The following is a 12806-nucleotide window of genomic DNA, read 5'->3' on the forward strand; positions in this document are numbered from 1 at the left end:
GTGCCGTACATCAGCCTGAGCGAAGCGCTCCGGGCAGGTGAACTTGACAGATAAACAGTGGTGCACTTTTCAGCTGGTCACAGCCGAGATTGCATGTGAGGCCAAACCGGCCCGAACGAATTAGGAGTAGGACATGGCGGGACAGAAGATCCGCATCCGACTGAAGTCGTATGACCACGAGGTCATCGACAGCTCCGCGCGCAAGATCGTCGACACGGTTACTCGCGCTGGTGCCTCCGTCATTGGGCCCGTCCCGCTTCCGACGGAAAAGAGCGTGGTGACGGTTATCCGTTCGCCCCACAAGTACAAGGACAGCCGCGAGCAGTTCGAGAAGCGCACCCACAAGCGCCTGATCGACATTGTCGACCCCACCCCGAAGGCTGTCGACTCGCTCATGCGCCTCGACCTTCCGGCCGATGTCAACATCGAGATCAAGCTCTAGAGGGATTCATGTCTATCGCTACTAAGACCTACAAGGGGCTGCTCGGCACCAAGCTGGGCATGACCCAGCAGTGGGACGCAGAGAACCGTCTCGTCCCCCTCACCGTGATTCAGGTGAGCCCCAACGTCGTGACCCAGATCATGACGCAGGAGAAGAACGGCTACGACGCCATTCAGATCGCCGCGGGCGCTATCGAACTCCGCAAAGTTTCGCAGCCCCTCGCTGGCCACTTCAAGGCCGCCGGCGTGACCCCGCGTCGCCACGTAACTGAAATCCGCACCGCTGACGCCGCAGACTACGCGCTCGGCCAGGAACTGAACGTCGAGCTTTTCGAAGCCGGCCAGCTCGTCGACGTCGTTGGTACGTCGAAGGGTAAGGGTTTCGCCGGTGTTATGAAGCGCCACAACTTCAAGGGCGTTAGCGCATCGCACGGTGCGCACAAGAACCACCGCAAGCCCGGCTCGATCGGTGCTTCGGCCACCCCGAGCCGTGTCTTCAAGGGCACGCGCATGGCTGGCCGCATGGGTCACGACCGCGTGACCGTCCAGAACCTCACCCTCCACGGCATCGACGTGGAACGGGGTCTGCTGCTGGTCAAGGGTGCCGTTCCCGGCGCCAAGGGCCGCCTTGTTTTCGTCCGCAACGCAGTGAAGGGGGCCTAGCCAAATGGCTGCCAACACCATTGATGTCCTCGACGCAACCGGCAAGAAGTCGGGCACCGTTGAGCTCCCCGCTGAGCTCTTCGACGTCGAGCTGAACGTCCCCCTCGTGCACCAGGTGGTCGTGGCCCAGCAGGCCGCCGCCCGCCAGGGTACGCACAAGACCAAGAACCGCGGCGAGCGCTCGGGCGCCGGCCGTAAGCCGTTCAAGCAGAAGGGCACGGGTAACGCCCGTCAGGGTTCGATCCGCATGCCGCAGCACCGCGGCGGTGGCATCGTCCACGGCCCGACCCCGCGTGACTACTCGCAGCGCACCCCCAAGAAGATGGTTGCCGCAGCCCTGCTGCAGTCGCTGTCGGACCGCGCTCGTGGTGGCCGCGTGCACGTGTTCACCGAACTCGTGACCGGCGAGGCACCCTCGACCAAGGCCGCGATCTCGGCATTCCGTACCGCTGCCGAAGGCCGCAACGTGCTCGTCATCGTTGAGCACGACGACCTCGTCACCCGCCGTTCGGTGCGCAACATCGAGCACGCCCACGTGCTCTCGGCGGACCAGCTGAACGCATACGACGTGCTCGTTGCCGATGACGTGGTCTTCCTCAAGAGCGCGTTCGACGGCTTCGTCGCCGCGAAGACCAACAAGGAGCTGCAGGCATGAGCGACATCTACAAGGACCCGCGCGATGTCATCATCCGCCCGGTGATCTCGGAGAAGAGCTACGGCCTCATCGACCAGGGCAAGTACACCTTCGAGGTGGCACCCGACGCGAACAAGACCGAGATCAAGATCGCGATCGAGCGCATCTTCGACGTGCAGGTTGACCGCATCAACACCCTTAACCGTCAGGGCAAGACTCGCCGGACTCGTTTCGGCATGGGCAAGCGCAAGGACACCAAGCGCGCCATCGTGACCCTGAAGTCCGGCACTATCGACATCTTCTCGAACGTCGGCTAACCGGAGGACTGAGTAAAAATGGCGATTCGTAAATTCAAGCCCACGACTCCCGGTCGTCGTGCTGGTTCGGTCTCGGAGTTCACCGAGATCACCCGCTCGACCCCCGAGAAGTCGCTGCTGCGCCCGCTGCCCAAGACTGGTGGTCGTAACAACCAGGGTCGCATCACGACCCGTCACATCGGTGGTGGCCACAAGCGCCAGTACCGCGTGATCGACTTCCGTCGTAACGACAAGGACGGCGTGAACGCCAAGGTCGCTCACATTGAGTACGACCCGAACCGTACCGCTCGCATCGCGCTCCTGCACTACTTCGACGGCACCAAGCGATACATCATCGCGCCGAACAAGCTCAAGCAGGGCGACATCATCGAGTCGGGCGCCAGCGCCGACATCAAGCCCGGCAACAACTTGCCGCTGCGCAACATCCCGACCGGTACCGTCGTGCACGCCGTTGAGCTGCGCCCCGGTGGCGGCGCGAAGCTCGGCCGTTCGGCCGGCGCCTCGGTCCGCCTCGTCGCAAAGGACGGCCCTTACGCCCAGCTGCGCCTGCCCTCGGGTGAGGTTCGCAACGTGGATGCACGCTGCCGCGCGACCGTCGGCGAGGTTGGTAACGCTGAGCAGTCGAACATCGACCTCGGTAAGGCCGGCCGTAAGCGCTGGAAGGGCGTTCGCCCGACCGTGCGTGGTGTCGTCATGAACCCGATCGACCACCCGCACGGTGGTGGCGAGGGTCGTACCTCGGGTGGTCGTCACCCGGTGAGCCCGTGGGGTAAGCCTGAGGGCCGCACCCGCAAGCCCAACAAGGACTCGGACAAGCTCATTGTCCGCCGTCGCCCGACTGGCAAGAAGCGCAAGTAGTAGGAGTTCAAGAAGATGCCTCGCAGTCTGAAGAAGGGCCCCTTCGTTGACGAGCACCTGCTGCAGAAGGTGCTGAAGCAGAACGAAGCCGGTTCGAAGAATGTCATCAAGACCTGGTCGCGCCGATCGATGATTGTGCCCGACATGCTCGGCCACACGATCGCCGTGCACGACGGTCGCAAGCACATCCCGGTATTCGTTACCGAGACGATGGTTGGCCACAAGCTCGGTGAGTTCGCACCGACCCGCACCTTCCGCGGTCACGTGAAGGACGACAAGAAGGGTCGCCGCCGCTAAGCGGGGGCGTGAAGGAGGAAATTATGGTGGAGTCGATCGCCCGCGCGCGTCACATCCGCGTTACCCCTCAGAAGGCTCGCCGCGTCGTCAACCTGATCCGCGGCAAGCAGGCGCTCGAAGCGCTTGCCATTCTGAAGTTTGCACCGCAGGGTGCTTCGGAGCCGGTGTACAAGGTCGTGGCCTCGGCCATCGCAAACGCCCGCGTCAAGGCTGACAACTCGAACGAGTTCCTTGACGAGCGTGACCTGTACGTCAGCACCGCATTCGTCGATGAGGGTGTCACCCTCAAGCGCTTCCGTCCGCGCGCCCAGGGGCGTGCCGGTCGCATCAACAAGCGCACCAGCCACATCACGGTCATTGTCTCGACCCCCGAGACCGAAGAGCAGAAGGCGGCGAACTAATGGGCCAGAAGATCAATCCGTACGGCTTCCGCCTCGGTGTCACAACTGACCACCGTTCGCGCTGGTACGCCGACTCGACCAAGCCCGGTCAGCGCTACTCGGACTACGTGAACGAGGACATCCGCATCCGGACGCACCTCACCAACTCGCTTGACCGCGCCGGTATCGCGTACATCGCCATCGAGCGCACCCGCGATCGCGTTCGCGTCGACATTCACACCGCCCGTCCGGGCATCGTGATCGGTCGCCGCGGTGCCGAGGCCGAGCGCATCCGTGGCGAGCTCGAGAAGCTCACCGGCAAGCAGATCCAGCTGAACATCCTCGAGGTCAAGAACCCCGACCAGGAAGCTCAGCTCGTCGCACAGGGCATCGCCGAGCAGCTTGTGGGTCGTGTGGCATTCCGCCGTGCGATGCGCAAGGGCCTGCAGAGCGCCCAGCGCGCCGGCGCCAAGGGTATTCGTATCCAGGTGTCGGGCCGTCTGGGTGGCGCTGAAATGAGCCGCTCGGAGTTCTACCGCGAGGGCCGCGTGCCCCTGCACACCCTCCGCGCCAACATCGACTACGGCTTCTACGAGGCCAAGACCACCTACGGTCGCATCGGTGTCAAGGTGTGGATCTACAAGGGTGACCTCACCAACAAGGAGCTTGCTCGCGAGCAGGCCAACCAGAAGTCGTCGCGCGACAACCGTGGCGACCGTCCGCGTCGCAACCGTCGCAACAACGAGCAGGTTGCCGCAGGAGCGGAGGCGTAAGACATGCTGATTCCACGACGAGTTAAGTACCGCAAGCAGCACCACCCCGGCCGTAGCGGCCAGGCAACTGGTGGCACCAAGGTCTCCTTCGGTGAGTACGGCATCCAGGCCTTGAGCCCGGCATACGTCACGAACCGCCAGATCGAGGCCGCACGTATCGCCATGACCCGCCACATCAAGCGTGGCGGCAAGGTGTGGATCAACATCTACCCGGACCGTCCGCTCACCAAGAAGCCTGCGGAAGTCCGCATGGGTTCCGGTAAGGGTTCGCCTGAGTGGTGGGTCGCCAACGTCAAGCCCGGTCGCGTCCTCTTCGAGGTCGGCGGCGTTGACGAGGAACTGGCCCGCGAAGCACTCATGCGCGCAATCCACAAGCTGCCGCTCAAGGCACGCATCATTACCCGTGAGGAAGGCGAGTAGACATGGCGATTGGATCGAAGGAGCTCGCCATTACCGAGCTCGACACCTTTGAGAACGGCCGTCTTACCGACGAGCTGAAGAAGGCCAAGGAAGAGCTGTTCAACCTGCGCTTCCAGGCCGCCACCGGTCAGGGCGAAGAGCGCGGCCGCATCCGCGCCGTGAAGCGCGACATCGCTCGCATCTACACGGTCATCCGTGAGCGCGAGCTCGGCATCCGTGCGACTCCGGCCGCTGCTGAGAAGCCGGCCAAGAAGACTCGCGCGAAGAAGGCTGAGAAGGCCGAGAACGAGGAGACCAACTAATGGCTGAGACCACGAACGCGTCGGCTGCCGAGGTCAACGAGGCTGCCGCGCAGCACCGCAACTACCGCAAGACCCGCCGCGGCTACGTCACCAGCGACAAGATGGAAAAGACCATCACTGTGCTGGTCGAGGACCGCGTGAAGCACCCCCTTTATGGCAAGGTGCTCCGCCGCTCCACCAAGATCAAGGCGCACGACGAGCAGAACACCGCCGGCATCGGCGACCTCGTGCTCATCGCCGAGACCCGTCCCCTCAGCGCTTCCAAGCGCTGGCGGCTGGTCGAGATCCTCGAGAAGGCGAAGTAGGCCTTCGCCTACGAAGCCTGGACACAGCCAAGGAGACTGACACATGATTCAGCAGGAATCCCGCCTCCGCGTCGCCGATAACACCGGCGCCAAGGAGATCCTCACCATCCGCGTTCTGGGTGGCTCGGGTCGCCGCTACGCCGGCCTCGGTGACGTCATCGTCGCGACCGTCAAGGACGCGATCCCCGGCGGCAACGTGAAGAAGGGCGACGTCGTCAAGGCGGTCGTCGTTCGCACGAAGAAGGCCACCCGTCGCGTCGACGGTTCGTACATCAAGTTCGACGAGAACGCTGCCGTGATTCTCAAGAACGACGGTGAACCGCGCGGTACGCGCATCTTCGGCCCGATCGGCCGTGAGCTGCGCGACAAGCGGTTCATGAAGATTATTTCGCTCGCTCCGGAGGTGCTCTAACTCATGGCGAAGATTCGCAAGGGCGACCTCGTCGAGGTCATCAGCGGCAGCGACAAGGGCAAGCAGGGCAAGGTCCTCGAGGTCCTCGTCGCGCAGAGCCGCGTCATCGTTGAAGGCGTCAACTACGCCACGAAGCACACTCGCGTCGGCCAGACGCAGCGTGGTTCGAAGACCGGTGGCATCGAGACCGTCGAGGCCCCCATCCACGTTTCGAACGTTGCACTCGTGAACCCCGAGACCGGGAAGCCCGCCCGCGTGGGCGTCAAGGTCGAAGAGGTCACCGAGGGTGGCGTTACCAAGACGGTTCGTACTCGTGAGTTCAAGGCGTCGCGTCGCGACAGCGCAGCTGCCGCGCCGGCGAAGAAGACCACGAAGAAGACCGCAGCAAAGAAGGACAGCGAGTAGCAGATGACTGACACTGCCACGGTGGCTGGCAAAATCCAGCCCCGACTCAAGGTCAAGTACCGCAACGAACTCAAGGCCAAGCTCCAGGAGGAGCTCGGTGTTGCCAACGTTCACCAGATTCCGGGTCTCGAGAAGATCGTCGTGAACATGGGTGTTGGCGAGGCAGCTCGTGACGGCAAGGTGATCGAGGGCGCGATCAGCGACCTTACCCAGATCACCGGCCAGAAGCCGAAGGTGACCCGCGCGCGCAAGTCGATCGCGCAGTTCAAGCTTCGCGAAGGCCAGCCCATCGGTACCCACGTCACCCTCCGCGGTGACCGCATGTGGGAGTTCCTCGACCGCCTCCTGGCGCTCGCACTGCCCCGTATCCGCGACTTCCGCGGTCTCTCGGACAAGCAGTTTGACGGCAACGGCAACTACACCTTTGGTCTCACGGAGCAGGTTATGTTCCACGAGATCGACCCGGACCGGATCGACCGCACCCGCGGTATGGACATCACCGTGGTCACCACCGCGAAGGACGACGAGAGCGGCCGCGCACTGCTTCGCGCTCTCGGCTTCCCCTTCACCGCGGGCCTGAAGTAGACTCTACGTTTGGCCCATTGCCCGCCGGGAACCCCCGGCGGGCAACACCACAGGTCGGCGTGCCGTGTACGGCGCGTCGAAACCAGGCGAAAGGAAATATCGAGTCATGACTATGACCGACCCCGTCGCAGACATGCTTACCCGTCTGCGCAACGCGAGCAACGCCCACCACGACGCAGTGTCGATGCCGGGTTCGAAGCTCAAGAAGAACATCGCAGAGATCCTCAAGCGCGAGGGTTACATCACCGACTGGAGCGTCGAGGACGCTCGCGTTGGTGAGACCCTCAGCGTCTCGCTCAAGTTCGGCCAGGACCGCCGCCCCGCTCTGTCGGGCATCAAGCGCGTCTCGAAGCCGGGTCTGCGCGTCTACGCGAAGTCGACCGAGCTGCCCACCGTTCTTGGTGGCCTCGGCATCGCGATCCTGTCCACTTCCTCCGGCATGCTGACTGACCGCGAGGCCGAGCAGAAGGGCGTGGGTGGGGAAGTCCTCGCCTACGTATGGTGATCCAGAATGTCGCGTATTGGACGTCTCCCCATCGAAATTCCCGCCGGCGTTGAGGTCAAGCTTGACGGCGCACTCGTCTCGGTTAAGGGCCCCAAGGGTGAGCTCAAACTCACCGTCGCCCAGCCCATCGAGGTGAAGGTCGAAGAGGGCCAGGTGCTCGTCACCCGCCCCGACGACGAGCGTGAGTCGCGTGCCCTGCACGGTCTGACCCGCACCCTCATCTTCAACAACATCATCGGCGTGACCGCTGGTTACACCAAGGACCTCGAGGTCGTTGGAACCGGTTACCGCGTGATGGCCAAGGGCTCGGACCTCGAGTTCGCGCTTGGCTTCTCGCACCCGGTCAACGTGCCCGCCCCCGAAGGCATCACCTTCAAGGTCGAGGGTCAGAACAAGATCTCGATCTCGGGCATCGACAAGCAGCTGGTCGGCGAGACCGCTGCGAACATCCGCAAGATTCGTCCGCCGGAGCCCTACAAGGGCAAGGGCATCCGCTACGCGGGCGAGCAGGTACGCCGCAAGGCCGGAAAGGCTGGTAAGTAAGCATGGCTCAGCAGAGCAAGCAGGCCGCCCGTGGCCGTCGCCACAACCGGCTGCGCAAGAAGATCGAGGGCACCGCAGCGCGCCCCCGTCTGTCCGTTACCCGTTCCGCTCGCCACGTGTTCGTCCAGGTCATCGACGACGCCCAGGGTCACACCCTCGCGTCGGCCTCGACCATGGAAGCCGAGCTTCGCAGCTTCGACGGTGACAAGACCGCCAAGGCTCGTCGCGTCGGCGAACTGGTTGCCGAGCGCGCCAAGGAAGCCGGAGTCGAGACCGTCGTGTTCGACCGTGGTGGAAACAAGTACGCCGGCCGTGTCGCCGCGATTGCCGATGGAGCACGAGAGGCAGGGCTGAACCTGTGACCGAGAACAACACGAACAACGTCCCCGACAACATGACCGACACCCCGGTTGAGACCGCCGCTTCGAGCGAGACCAACCTGCGTGAAGACGGACGCGAGCGCCGCAGCGGCAACCGCGACCGCCAGCAGCGCGACGGCGGCCGTGGCGGCCGTGGTGGCCGTGGCCGCGAGGACGACAAGGCGAACGAGTTCCTCGAGCGCGTTGTCACCATCAACCGCGTCTCCAAGGTCGTCAAGGGTGGTCGTCGCTTCAGCTTCACCGCGCTCGTCGTCGTTGGCGATGGCAACGGTCTCGTGGGCGTCGGCTACGGCAAGGCACGCGAAGTGCCCCTGGCAATCGCGAAGGGCGTCGAGGAAGCGAAGAAAAACTTCTTCCGCGTTCCCCGCGTGCTCAAGACCATCCCGCACCCCGTGCAGGGTGAGGCCGGCGCTGGCGTCGTCCTCCTCCGCCCGGCCGCGCAGGGTACCGGTGTTATCGCAGGTGGTCCCGTCCGCGCCGTGCTCGAGTGCGCTGGTATCCACGACATCCTGAGCAAGTCGCTCGGCTCGTCGAACACCATCAACATCGTCCACGCGACGGTTGAGGCGCTCAAGCTGCTCGAAGAGCCGCGTGCCGTCGCCGCCCGTCGTGGCCTCGACGTCGAGCACGTCGTGCCGGAGCGCATCCTGCGCGACCAGGCACGCGCCGCCGACGAGGCCGCCAAGTCTGCAAAGGTTGGTGCCTAATGGCTACGACTCTCAAGGTGACCCAGATCAAGTCGGTCATTAGCGAAAAGCAGAACCAGCGCGAAACCCTGCGCTCGCTCGGCCTGAAGCGCATCGGCGACTCGGTTGTCCGTGAGGACAGCCAGCAGCTGCGTGGCTATGTGCGTGCGGTCGCTCACCTGGTCAAGGTTGAGGAGATCAACGAATAATGACGAACAACGAGAACACGACCGGACCCGAGGAAGGCAAGCTCAAGCTGCACGACCTCCGTCCGGCTCCGGGAGCCAAGAAGTCGCGCATCCGTAAGGGTCGCGGTGAGGGCTCGAAGGGCAAGACCGCTGGTCGCGGTACCAAGGGTTCGAAGGCTCGTACGACCGTGCGCCTCGGATTCGAGGGTGGCCAGATGCCACAGCACATGCGTACCCCGAAGCTGCGCGGGTTCAAGAACCCGTTCCGCAAGGAGTACCAGGTGGTGAACCTGTTCCAGCTGGAGCAGGCCTACCCGCAGGGTGGCGACGTCACCATCGAGGACCTCGTGAAGAAGGGCCTCGTTCGCAAGAACGAGCTCGTCAAGGTTCTCGGTACTGGCGAAGTAACCGTTAAGCTGAATGTTGCCGTCGACAAGGTCTCGAGCTCAGCAGAGCAGAAGATCGTCGACGCTGGCGGCTCCATCAAGTAATTTCCCGAGAACGGGGCCGGCTTTCACCGGCCCCGTTCTCGTTTGTCCACATTAGGAAAGCAGGCTTCCCGCGTGTTCAGTGCTATCTCACGGGTGTTTCGAACGCCGGATCTTCGACGCAAGATCCTGTTCACACTCGGCATGATCGCCCTTTACCGGTTGGGTACCACCATCCCGGCGCCGCACGTGAACTTCGCGAACGTGCAGACCTGTGTGGACGGCATGAACACCGACGGACAGACGAACCTGTTCTCGATGCTCAACCTCTTCTCGGGCGGCGCGCTCATGCAGCTGTCGATCTTCGCACTCGGCATCATGCCGTACATCACCGCGTCGATCATCATCCAGCTGCTCCGAGTCGTCGTGCCGCACTTTGAGGCGCTCCACAAGGAGGGCCAGTCGGGCCAGACGAAGCTGACGCAGTACACGCGTTACCTCACCATCGCCCTCGCGGTGCTGCAGGCGACTACGCTGCTCACCGTCGCCCGCACGGGTGGCCTCTTCGGCGCCAACACCGACGCGGCCTGTTCGAACGTCCTCGACCTCGTTGCCGAGACGACTGGCTTCGACGTGACGACCAACATCATCCGCATGATCATCATGGTCACCGCCATGACCGCGGGAACCGCCGCCATCATGTGGTTCGGCGAGCTCATCACCGAACGCGGCGTCGGCAACGGCATGTCCCTACTCATCTTCACTTCGATCTGTGCCTCATTCCCGCAGGCCATGTGGTCGCTGATGAGTGGCACCGGCGGCGGCATCACCTTTGCGGTCGTGATCGTGCTCGCGTTCCTCGTGCTTGTGGCCGTCATCTACGTCGAGCAGTCGCAGCGACGCATCCCGGTGCAGTACGCGCGCCGCATGGTCGGTCGCCGCACCTATGGCGGCCAGTCGACCTACATCCCGATCAAGGTAAACCAGGCCGGCGTGATCCCGGTCATCTTCGCATCGTCGCTGCTGATGCTGCCGTCGCTCGTCGCGCAATTTAACACGCCGACCGATGGCACGACCGCGCCCGAGTGGGTCATCTGGATTCAGAACAACTTCGTTTCGGGCGACACCTGGCCGTACATGCTGACGTACTTCCTGCTCATCATTGGGTTCGCCTACTTCTACGTCTACATCGCGTTCAACCCCGATGAGGTCGCCGAGAACATGCGCCGTCAGGGCGGCTTTGTGCCCGGTATCCGAGCCGGCCAGCCGACCGCCGACTACCTCGCGCACGTGCTCAACCGCATCACCTTCCCAGGGTCGATCTACCTCGGCATTATTGCGCTGCTGCCGCTCATCGCGCTCGCCACGGTTTCGGCGAACCAGAACTTCCCCCTCGGCGGTGCGTCTATCCTGATCCTCGTCGGTGTCGGTCTTGAAACCGTGAAACAGATCGACGCCCAGCTCCAGCAACGCAACTACGAAGGACTTCTGCGATGACGCAAACTGCACCCGCTCGACTGCTGATTGTTGGCCCTCCCGGCGCAGGCAAGGGCACCCAGGCAACCGGCCTCGCCGATGCCTACGGCATTCCCGCCATCTCGACTGGAGACATCTTCCGCGAGAACATCAAGAACGGCACCGAGCTCGGCAAGAAGGTGCAGGAGATCACTGCCGCTGGTGAGCTCGTGCCCGACTCGCTGACGAACGAGCTCGTGCAGGACCGCATCGGCCAGGACGACGCCAAGGGCGGCTTCCTGCTCGACGGCTATCCGCGCACGCTCGGCCAGGTCGAATTCCTCACGGGGCTGCTCGAGGCCGAGGGCCAGGCGATCGACGCGGTCGTGCAGCTCGAGGTCGACACGGATGCCGTGGTCGCCCGCCTGCTCAAGCGCGCGCAGGAGCTCGGTCGCGTCGACGACACCGAAGAGGTCATCCGCCACCGCCAGGAGGTCTACGCGAACGAAACGGCGCCGATCCTCGGCGTGTACGAACAGCGCGGCTCCCTCGTCAAGGTTGACGGCATGGGCACGGTCGAGGAAGTCGCGCAGCGCATCCTCGACGCGCTCGAGGCACGAGTGCCGCGCGCCTAACAGCAGCGTGAGGAGGGGGTGATCCTAAACAGGTTCACCCGCTCCTTTCGTGTGCGGCAGGTCTAGCATTCCCTCTTGGACGGTCCAGAGAGAAGGCAACATGGAAGTTCAACTTCTTGACCACGAGGATGAGCGCTGGGCCGCGCTCCTTGGCCGCGTGCGACACGACATTGACCACCTTCCCGGCTACCTCGCGGCGAGCGATCGACGGCGGGGGAGCACCTCGCTCCTCGCCCACGTGAGCGATGGCGACGTCGTGTTCGCCGTGCCGCTGCAGTTCATCGAGCTGCCGGGTGGGATGCGAGACGCGGCATCAGCAGAACTCCGCGCGGCGCCGCTCTTCACCGAGGGCACGAGCGCGGCCTGGCGATCCGCTGCCATCCGGGCGCTCCTCGACCATCTGCGCGATTCCGGCACCGTTTCGCTGTTCCTCCGCTTCCACCCCCTGCTCGAGGGGTATCGAAGCGACTTCGCGCCCTACGGCGCCATCGTCGAGCACGGGCCGACCTACGACATCCCACTCGATCATCCGCTCGAGGAGATCCGGGCGAATATGCGCCGCAGCCATCGCCAGAGCATCCGCAAATTCCGAGCGAGTGATTTCTGCTTCGAGCGAGAGCCCGGCTACGACGATCTCGCGGCCTTCCACGAGCTCTATGAACTCACGATGCAGCGGGTGCATGCGCGTGGTGAGTTCCACTTCTCGCTCGCCTACTTCCAGGATTTGGTGGTCGGGCTTGGCAACCGCGTGGCGCTCTGGGTGCTCCGCTCCGGTGAGCAGATCGTCGCAGCGCATCTCGTCACCGACTGCGGCGGCATCGTGCAGGGGCTCTACGCGGGAGTGCATCCGGATTTTCACAGCCGGGTGCCGCAGGTCGGGCTCTACGACCAGGAACTTGAGTGGGCGCGGGCACCGAGTCGCTGCACCAGTTCAAAGCAGGCATCACGAAGGTGCGACCCGCCGAGTACAGCGCGCGCATTGTTGTCGACCACGCCGAGTTCGGGCGCCGATGCGAGGCTTGGCAGCACCAGACAGGCGGCATGGTGGGCCGAACCGACGAATTCTTCCCGCCCTATCGCGACGGCGCGCGGCTCGGGGCCTTGACGGGGCATTCCGCGGGGTGAAAGCTGGCGACATTCATCGGTGACCCTCACGAACTCTGAGAGCCTCGAAGCACGGCGGCCGACGACACC

22 protein-coding genes and 1 pseudogene are annotated in these 12806 nt (G+C 63.9%); all 23 read left to right on the top strand.

Annotated elements, in window-relative coordinates; translation table 11 throughout:
• The first annotated feature begins 133 nt into the window (after positions 1–133).
• Entirely contained in the window at positions 134–442 is a 309-nt protein-coding gene (gene rpsJ, locus EJL01_RS07630; RefSeq protein WP_019619551.1) for a 30S ribosomal protein S10, read from the top strand.
• A gap of 8 nt (positions 443–450) precedes the next feature.
• Positions 451–1104: a 50S ribosomal protein L3 gene (gene rplC / locus EJL01_RS07635; protein ID WP_125106970.1), complete on the top strand. Its 654-nt coding sequence runs from the start codon at positions 451–453 to the stop codon at positions 1102–1104.
• A 4-nt stretch (positions 1105–1108) separates the two neighbouring features.
• Positions 1109–1759 (top strand): 50S ribosomal protein L4, encoded by a 651-nt coding sequence (gene rplD, locus EJL01_RS07640; RefSeq protein ID WP_125106971.1) that lies wholly within the window; start codon positions 1109–1111, stop codon positions 1757–1759.
• Complete coding sequence (gene rplW, locus EJL01_RS07645) at positions 1756–2055, top strand: 50S ribosomal protein L23 (protein WP_125106972.1); 300 nt, start codon at positions 1756–1758, stop codon at positions 2053–2055. The genes rplD and rplW overlap by 4 nt, the downstream gene beginning before the upstream one ends.
• Before the next feature lie 18 nt (positions 2056–2073).
• Positions 2074–2913 carry a 50S ribosomal protein L2 gene (rplB, locus tag EJL01_RS07650; RefSeq protein WP_125106973.1) on the top strand — a complete coding sequence of 280 codons (840 nt, stop codon included), beginning with the start codon at positions 2074–2076 and terminating at the stop codon, positions 2911–2913.
• Positions 2914–2928: 15 nt separating this feature from the next.
• Positions 2929–3210, top strand: coding sequence for a 30S ribosomal protein S19 (rpsS, locus tag EJL01_RS07655; RefSeq protein WP_019619546.1), 282 nt, complete (start codon positions 2929–2931; stop codon positions 3208–3210).
• Positions 3211–3233: 23 nt separating this feature from the next.
• Positions 3234–3611, top strand: coding sequence for a 50S ribosomal protein L22 (rplV, locus tag EJL01_RS07660; RefSeq protein ID WP_125106974.1), 378 nt, complete (start codon positions 3234–3236; stop codon positions 3609–3611).
• The gene (gene rpsC / locus EJL01_RS07665; protein WP_125106975.1) at positions 3611–4363 is read left to right on the top strand and encodes a 30S ribosomal protein S3; all 753 of its coding nucleotides are present in this window, start codon (positions 3611–3613) and stop codon (positions 4361–4363) included. Before rplV ends, rpsC begins: the two co-directional genes overlap by 1 nt.
• 3 nt (positions 4364–4366) lie before the next feature.
• A complete protein-coding gene (gene rplP / locus EJL01_RS07670) occupies positions 4367–4783 on the top strand; it encodes a 50S ribosomal protein L16 (RefSeq protein ID WP_125106976.1) in 417 nt (138 codons plus the stop codon).
• Between the two features lie 2 nt (positions 4784–4785).
• Positions 4786–5085 carry a 50S ribosomal protein L29 gene (rpmC, locus tag EJL01_RS07675; RefSeq protein WP_125106977.1) on the top strand — a complete coding sequence of 100 codons (300 nt, stop codon included), beginning with the start codon at positions 4786–4788 and terminating at the stop codon, positions 5083–5085.
• Positions 5085–5390 carry a 30S ribosomal protein S17 gene (gene rpsQ / locus EJL01_RS07680; protein WP_125106978.1) on the top strand — a complete coding sequence of 102 codons (306 nt, stop codon included), beginning with the start codon at positions 5085–5087 and terminating at the stop codon, positions 5388–5390. Before rpmC ends, rpsQ begins: the two co-directional genes overlap by 1 nt.
• 43 nt (positions 5391–5433) lie before the next feature.
• Positions 5434–5802, top strand: coding sequence for a 50S ribosomal protein L14 (rplN, locus tag EJL01_RS07685; RefSeq protein WP_125106979.1), 369 nt, complete (start codon positions 5434–5436; stop codon positions 5800–5802).
• Between the two features lie 3 nt (positions 5803–5805).
• A pseudogene (rplX, locus tag EJL01_RS07690) lies at positions 5806–6144 on the top strand (50S ribosomal protein L24); the annotation flags it as partial.
• A 66-nt stretch (positions 6145–6210) separates the two neighbouring features.
• Positions 6211–6792: a 50S ribosomal protein L5 gene (gene rplE / locus EJL01_RS07695; protein ID WP_125106981.1), complete on the top strand. Its 582-nt coding sequence runs from the start codon at positions 6211–6213 to the stop codon at positions 6790–6792.
• Between the two features lie 106 nt (positions 6793–6898).
• Complete coding sequence (rpsH, locus tag EJL01_RS07700; protein ID WP_125106982.1) at positions 6899–7297, top strand: 30S ribosomal protein S8; 399 nt, start codon at positions 6899–6901, stop codon at positions 7295–7297.
• Between the two features lie 6 nt (positions 7298–7303).
• A complete protein-coding gene (gene rplF / locus EJL01_RS07705; RefSeq protein ID WP_125106983.1) occupies positions 7304–7840 on the top strand; it encodes a 50S ribosomal protein L6 in 537 nt (178 codons plus the stop codon).
• Between the two features lie 2 nt (positions 7841–7842).
• The gene (gene rplR / locus EJL01_RS07710; protein WP_125106984.1) at positions 7843–8202 is read left to right on the top strand and encodes a 50S ribosomal protein L18; all 360 of its coding nucleotides are present in this window, start codon (positions 7843–7845) and stop codon (positions 8200–8202) included.
• 32 nt (positions 8203–8234) lie between these two features.
• On the top strand, positions 8235–8927 hold the full coding sequence (rpsE, locus tag EJL01_RS07715; protein WP_125107446.1) for a 30S ribosomal protein S5: 693 nt from the start codon (positions 8235–8237) through the stop codon (positions 8925–8927).
• Positions 8927–9115 (top strand): 50S ribosomal protein L30, encoded by a 189-nt coding sequence (gene rpmD / locus EJL01_RS07720; protein WP_125106985.1) that lies wholly within the window; start codon positions 8927–8929, stop codon positions 9113–9115. Before rpsE ends, rpmD begins: the two co-directional genes overlap by 1 nt.
• Positions 9115–9585, top strand: a complete 471-nt coding sequence (gene rplO / locus EJL01_RS07725; protein WP_125106986.1) for a 50S ribosomal protein L15 — start codon at positions 9115–9117, stop codon at positions 9583–9585. Before rpmD ends, rplO begins: the two co-directional genes overlap by 1 nt.
• A 72-nt stretch (positions 9586–9657) precedes the next feature.
• Positions 9658–11019, top strand: a complete 1362-nt coding sequence (gene secY, locus EJL01_RS07730; RefSeq protein WP_125106987.1) for a preprotein translocase subunit SecY — start codon at positions 9658–9660, stop codon at positions 11017–11019.
• Positions 11016–11612 carry an adenylate kinase gene (locus EJL01_RS07735; RefSeq protein WP_125106988.1) on the top strand — a complete coding sequence of 199 codons (597 nt, stop codon included), beginning with the start codon at positions 11016–11018 and terminating at the stop codon, positions 11610–11612. Before secY ends, EJL01_RS07735 begins: the two co-directional genes overlap by 4 nt.
• Before the next feature lie 100 nt (positions 11613–11712).
• Positions 11713–12717 (top strand): GNAT family N-acetyltransferase, encoded by a 1005-nt coding sequence (locus tag EJL01_RS07740; protein WP_125106989.1) that lies wholly within the window; start codon positions 11713–11715, stop codon positions 12715–12717.
• Positions 12718–12806 lie beyond the last annotated feature (89 nt).

It is taken from the genome of Gulosibacter massiliensis (assembly GCF_900626105.1).
In the GTDB taxonomy this organism is placed as follows: Bacteria; Actinomycetota; Actinomycetes; order Actinomycetales; family Microbacteriaceae; genus Gulosibacter; species Gulosibacter sediminis.

Bases quoted from the DNA above. Each gene is read 5' to 3' on its own strand.
- rpsJ (WP_019619551.1), top strand. From the start codon at position 134: ATGGCGGGACAGAAGATCCGCATCCGACTGAAGTCGTATGACCACGAG.
- rplC (WP_125106970.1), top strand. From the start codon at position 451: ATGTCTATCGCTACTAAGACCTACAAGGGGCTGCTCGGCACCAAGCTG.
- rplD (WP_125106971.1), top strand. From the start codon at position 1,109: ATGGCTGCCAACACCATTGATGTCCTCGACGCAACCGGCAAGAAGTCG.
- rplW (WP_125106972.1), top strand. From the start codon at position 1,756: ATGAGCGACATCTACAAGGACCCGCGCGATGTCATCATCCGCCCGGTG.
- rplB (WP_125106973.1), top strand. From the start codon at position 2,074: ATGGCGATTCGTAAATTCAAGCCCACGACTCCCGGTCGTCGTGCTGGT.
- rpsS (WP_019619546.1), top strand. From the start codon at position 2,929: ATGCCTCGCAGTCTGAAGAAGGGCCCCTTCGTTGACGAGCACCTGCTG.
- rplV (WP_125106974.1), top strand. From the start codon at position 3,234: ATGGTGGAGTCGATCGCCCGCGCGCGTCACATCCGCGTTACCCCTCAG.
- rpsC (WP_125106975.1), top strand. From the start codon at position 3,611: ATGGGCCAGAAGATCAATCCGTACGGCTTCCGCCTCGGTGTCACAACT.
- rplP (WP_125106976.1), top strand. From the start codon at position 4,367: ATGCTGATTCCACGACGAGTTAAGTACCGCAAGCAGCACCACCCCGGC.
- rpmC (WP_125106977.1), top strand. From the start codon at position 4,786: ATGGCGATTGGATCGAAGGAGCTCGCCATTACCGAGCTCGACACCTTT.
- rpsQ (WP_125106978.1), top strand. From the start codon at position 5,085: ATGGCTGAGACCACGAACGCGTCGGCTGCCGAGGTCAACGAGGCTGCC.
- rplN (WP_125106979.1), top strand. From the start codon at position 5,434: ATGATTCAGCAGGAATCCCGCCTCCGCGTCGCCGATAACACCGGCGCC.
- rplE (WP_125106981.1), top strand. From the start codon at position 6,211: ATGACTGACACTGCCACGGTGGCTGGCAAAATCCAGCCCCGACTCAAG.
- rpsH (WP_125106982.1), top strand. From the start codon at position 6,899: ATGACTATGACCGACCCCGTCGCAGACATGCTTACCCGTCTGCGCAAC.
- rplF (WP_125106983.1), top strand. From the start codon at position 7,304: ATGTCGCGTATTGGACGTCTCCCCATCGAAATTCCCGCCGGCGTTGAG.
- rplR (WP_125106984.1), top strand. From the start codon at position 7,843: ATGGCTCAGCAGAGCAAGCAGGCCGCCCGTGGCCGTCGCCACAACCGG.
- rpsE (WP_125107446.1), top strand. From the start codon at position 8,235: ATGACCGACACCCCGGTTGAGACCGCCGCTTCGAGCGAGACCAACCTG.
- rpmD (WP_125106985.1), top strand. From the start codon at position 8,927: ATGGCTACGACTCTCAAGGTGACCCAGATCAAGTCGGTCATTAGCGAA.
- rplO (WP_125106986.1), top strand. From the start codon at position 9,115: ATGACGAACAACGAGAACACGACCGGACCCGAGGAAGGCAAGCTCAAG.
- EJL01_RS07735 (WP_125106988.1), top strand. From the start codon at position 11,016: ATGACGCAAACTGCACCCGCTCGACTGCTGATTGTTGGCCCTCCCGGC.
- EJL01_RS07740 (WP_125106989.1), top strand. From the start codon at position 11,713: ATGGAAGTTCAACTTCTTGACCACGAGGATGAGCGCTGGGCCGCGCTC.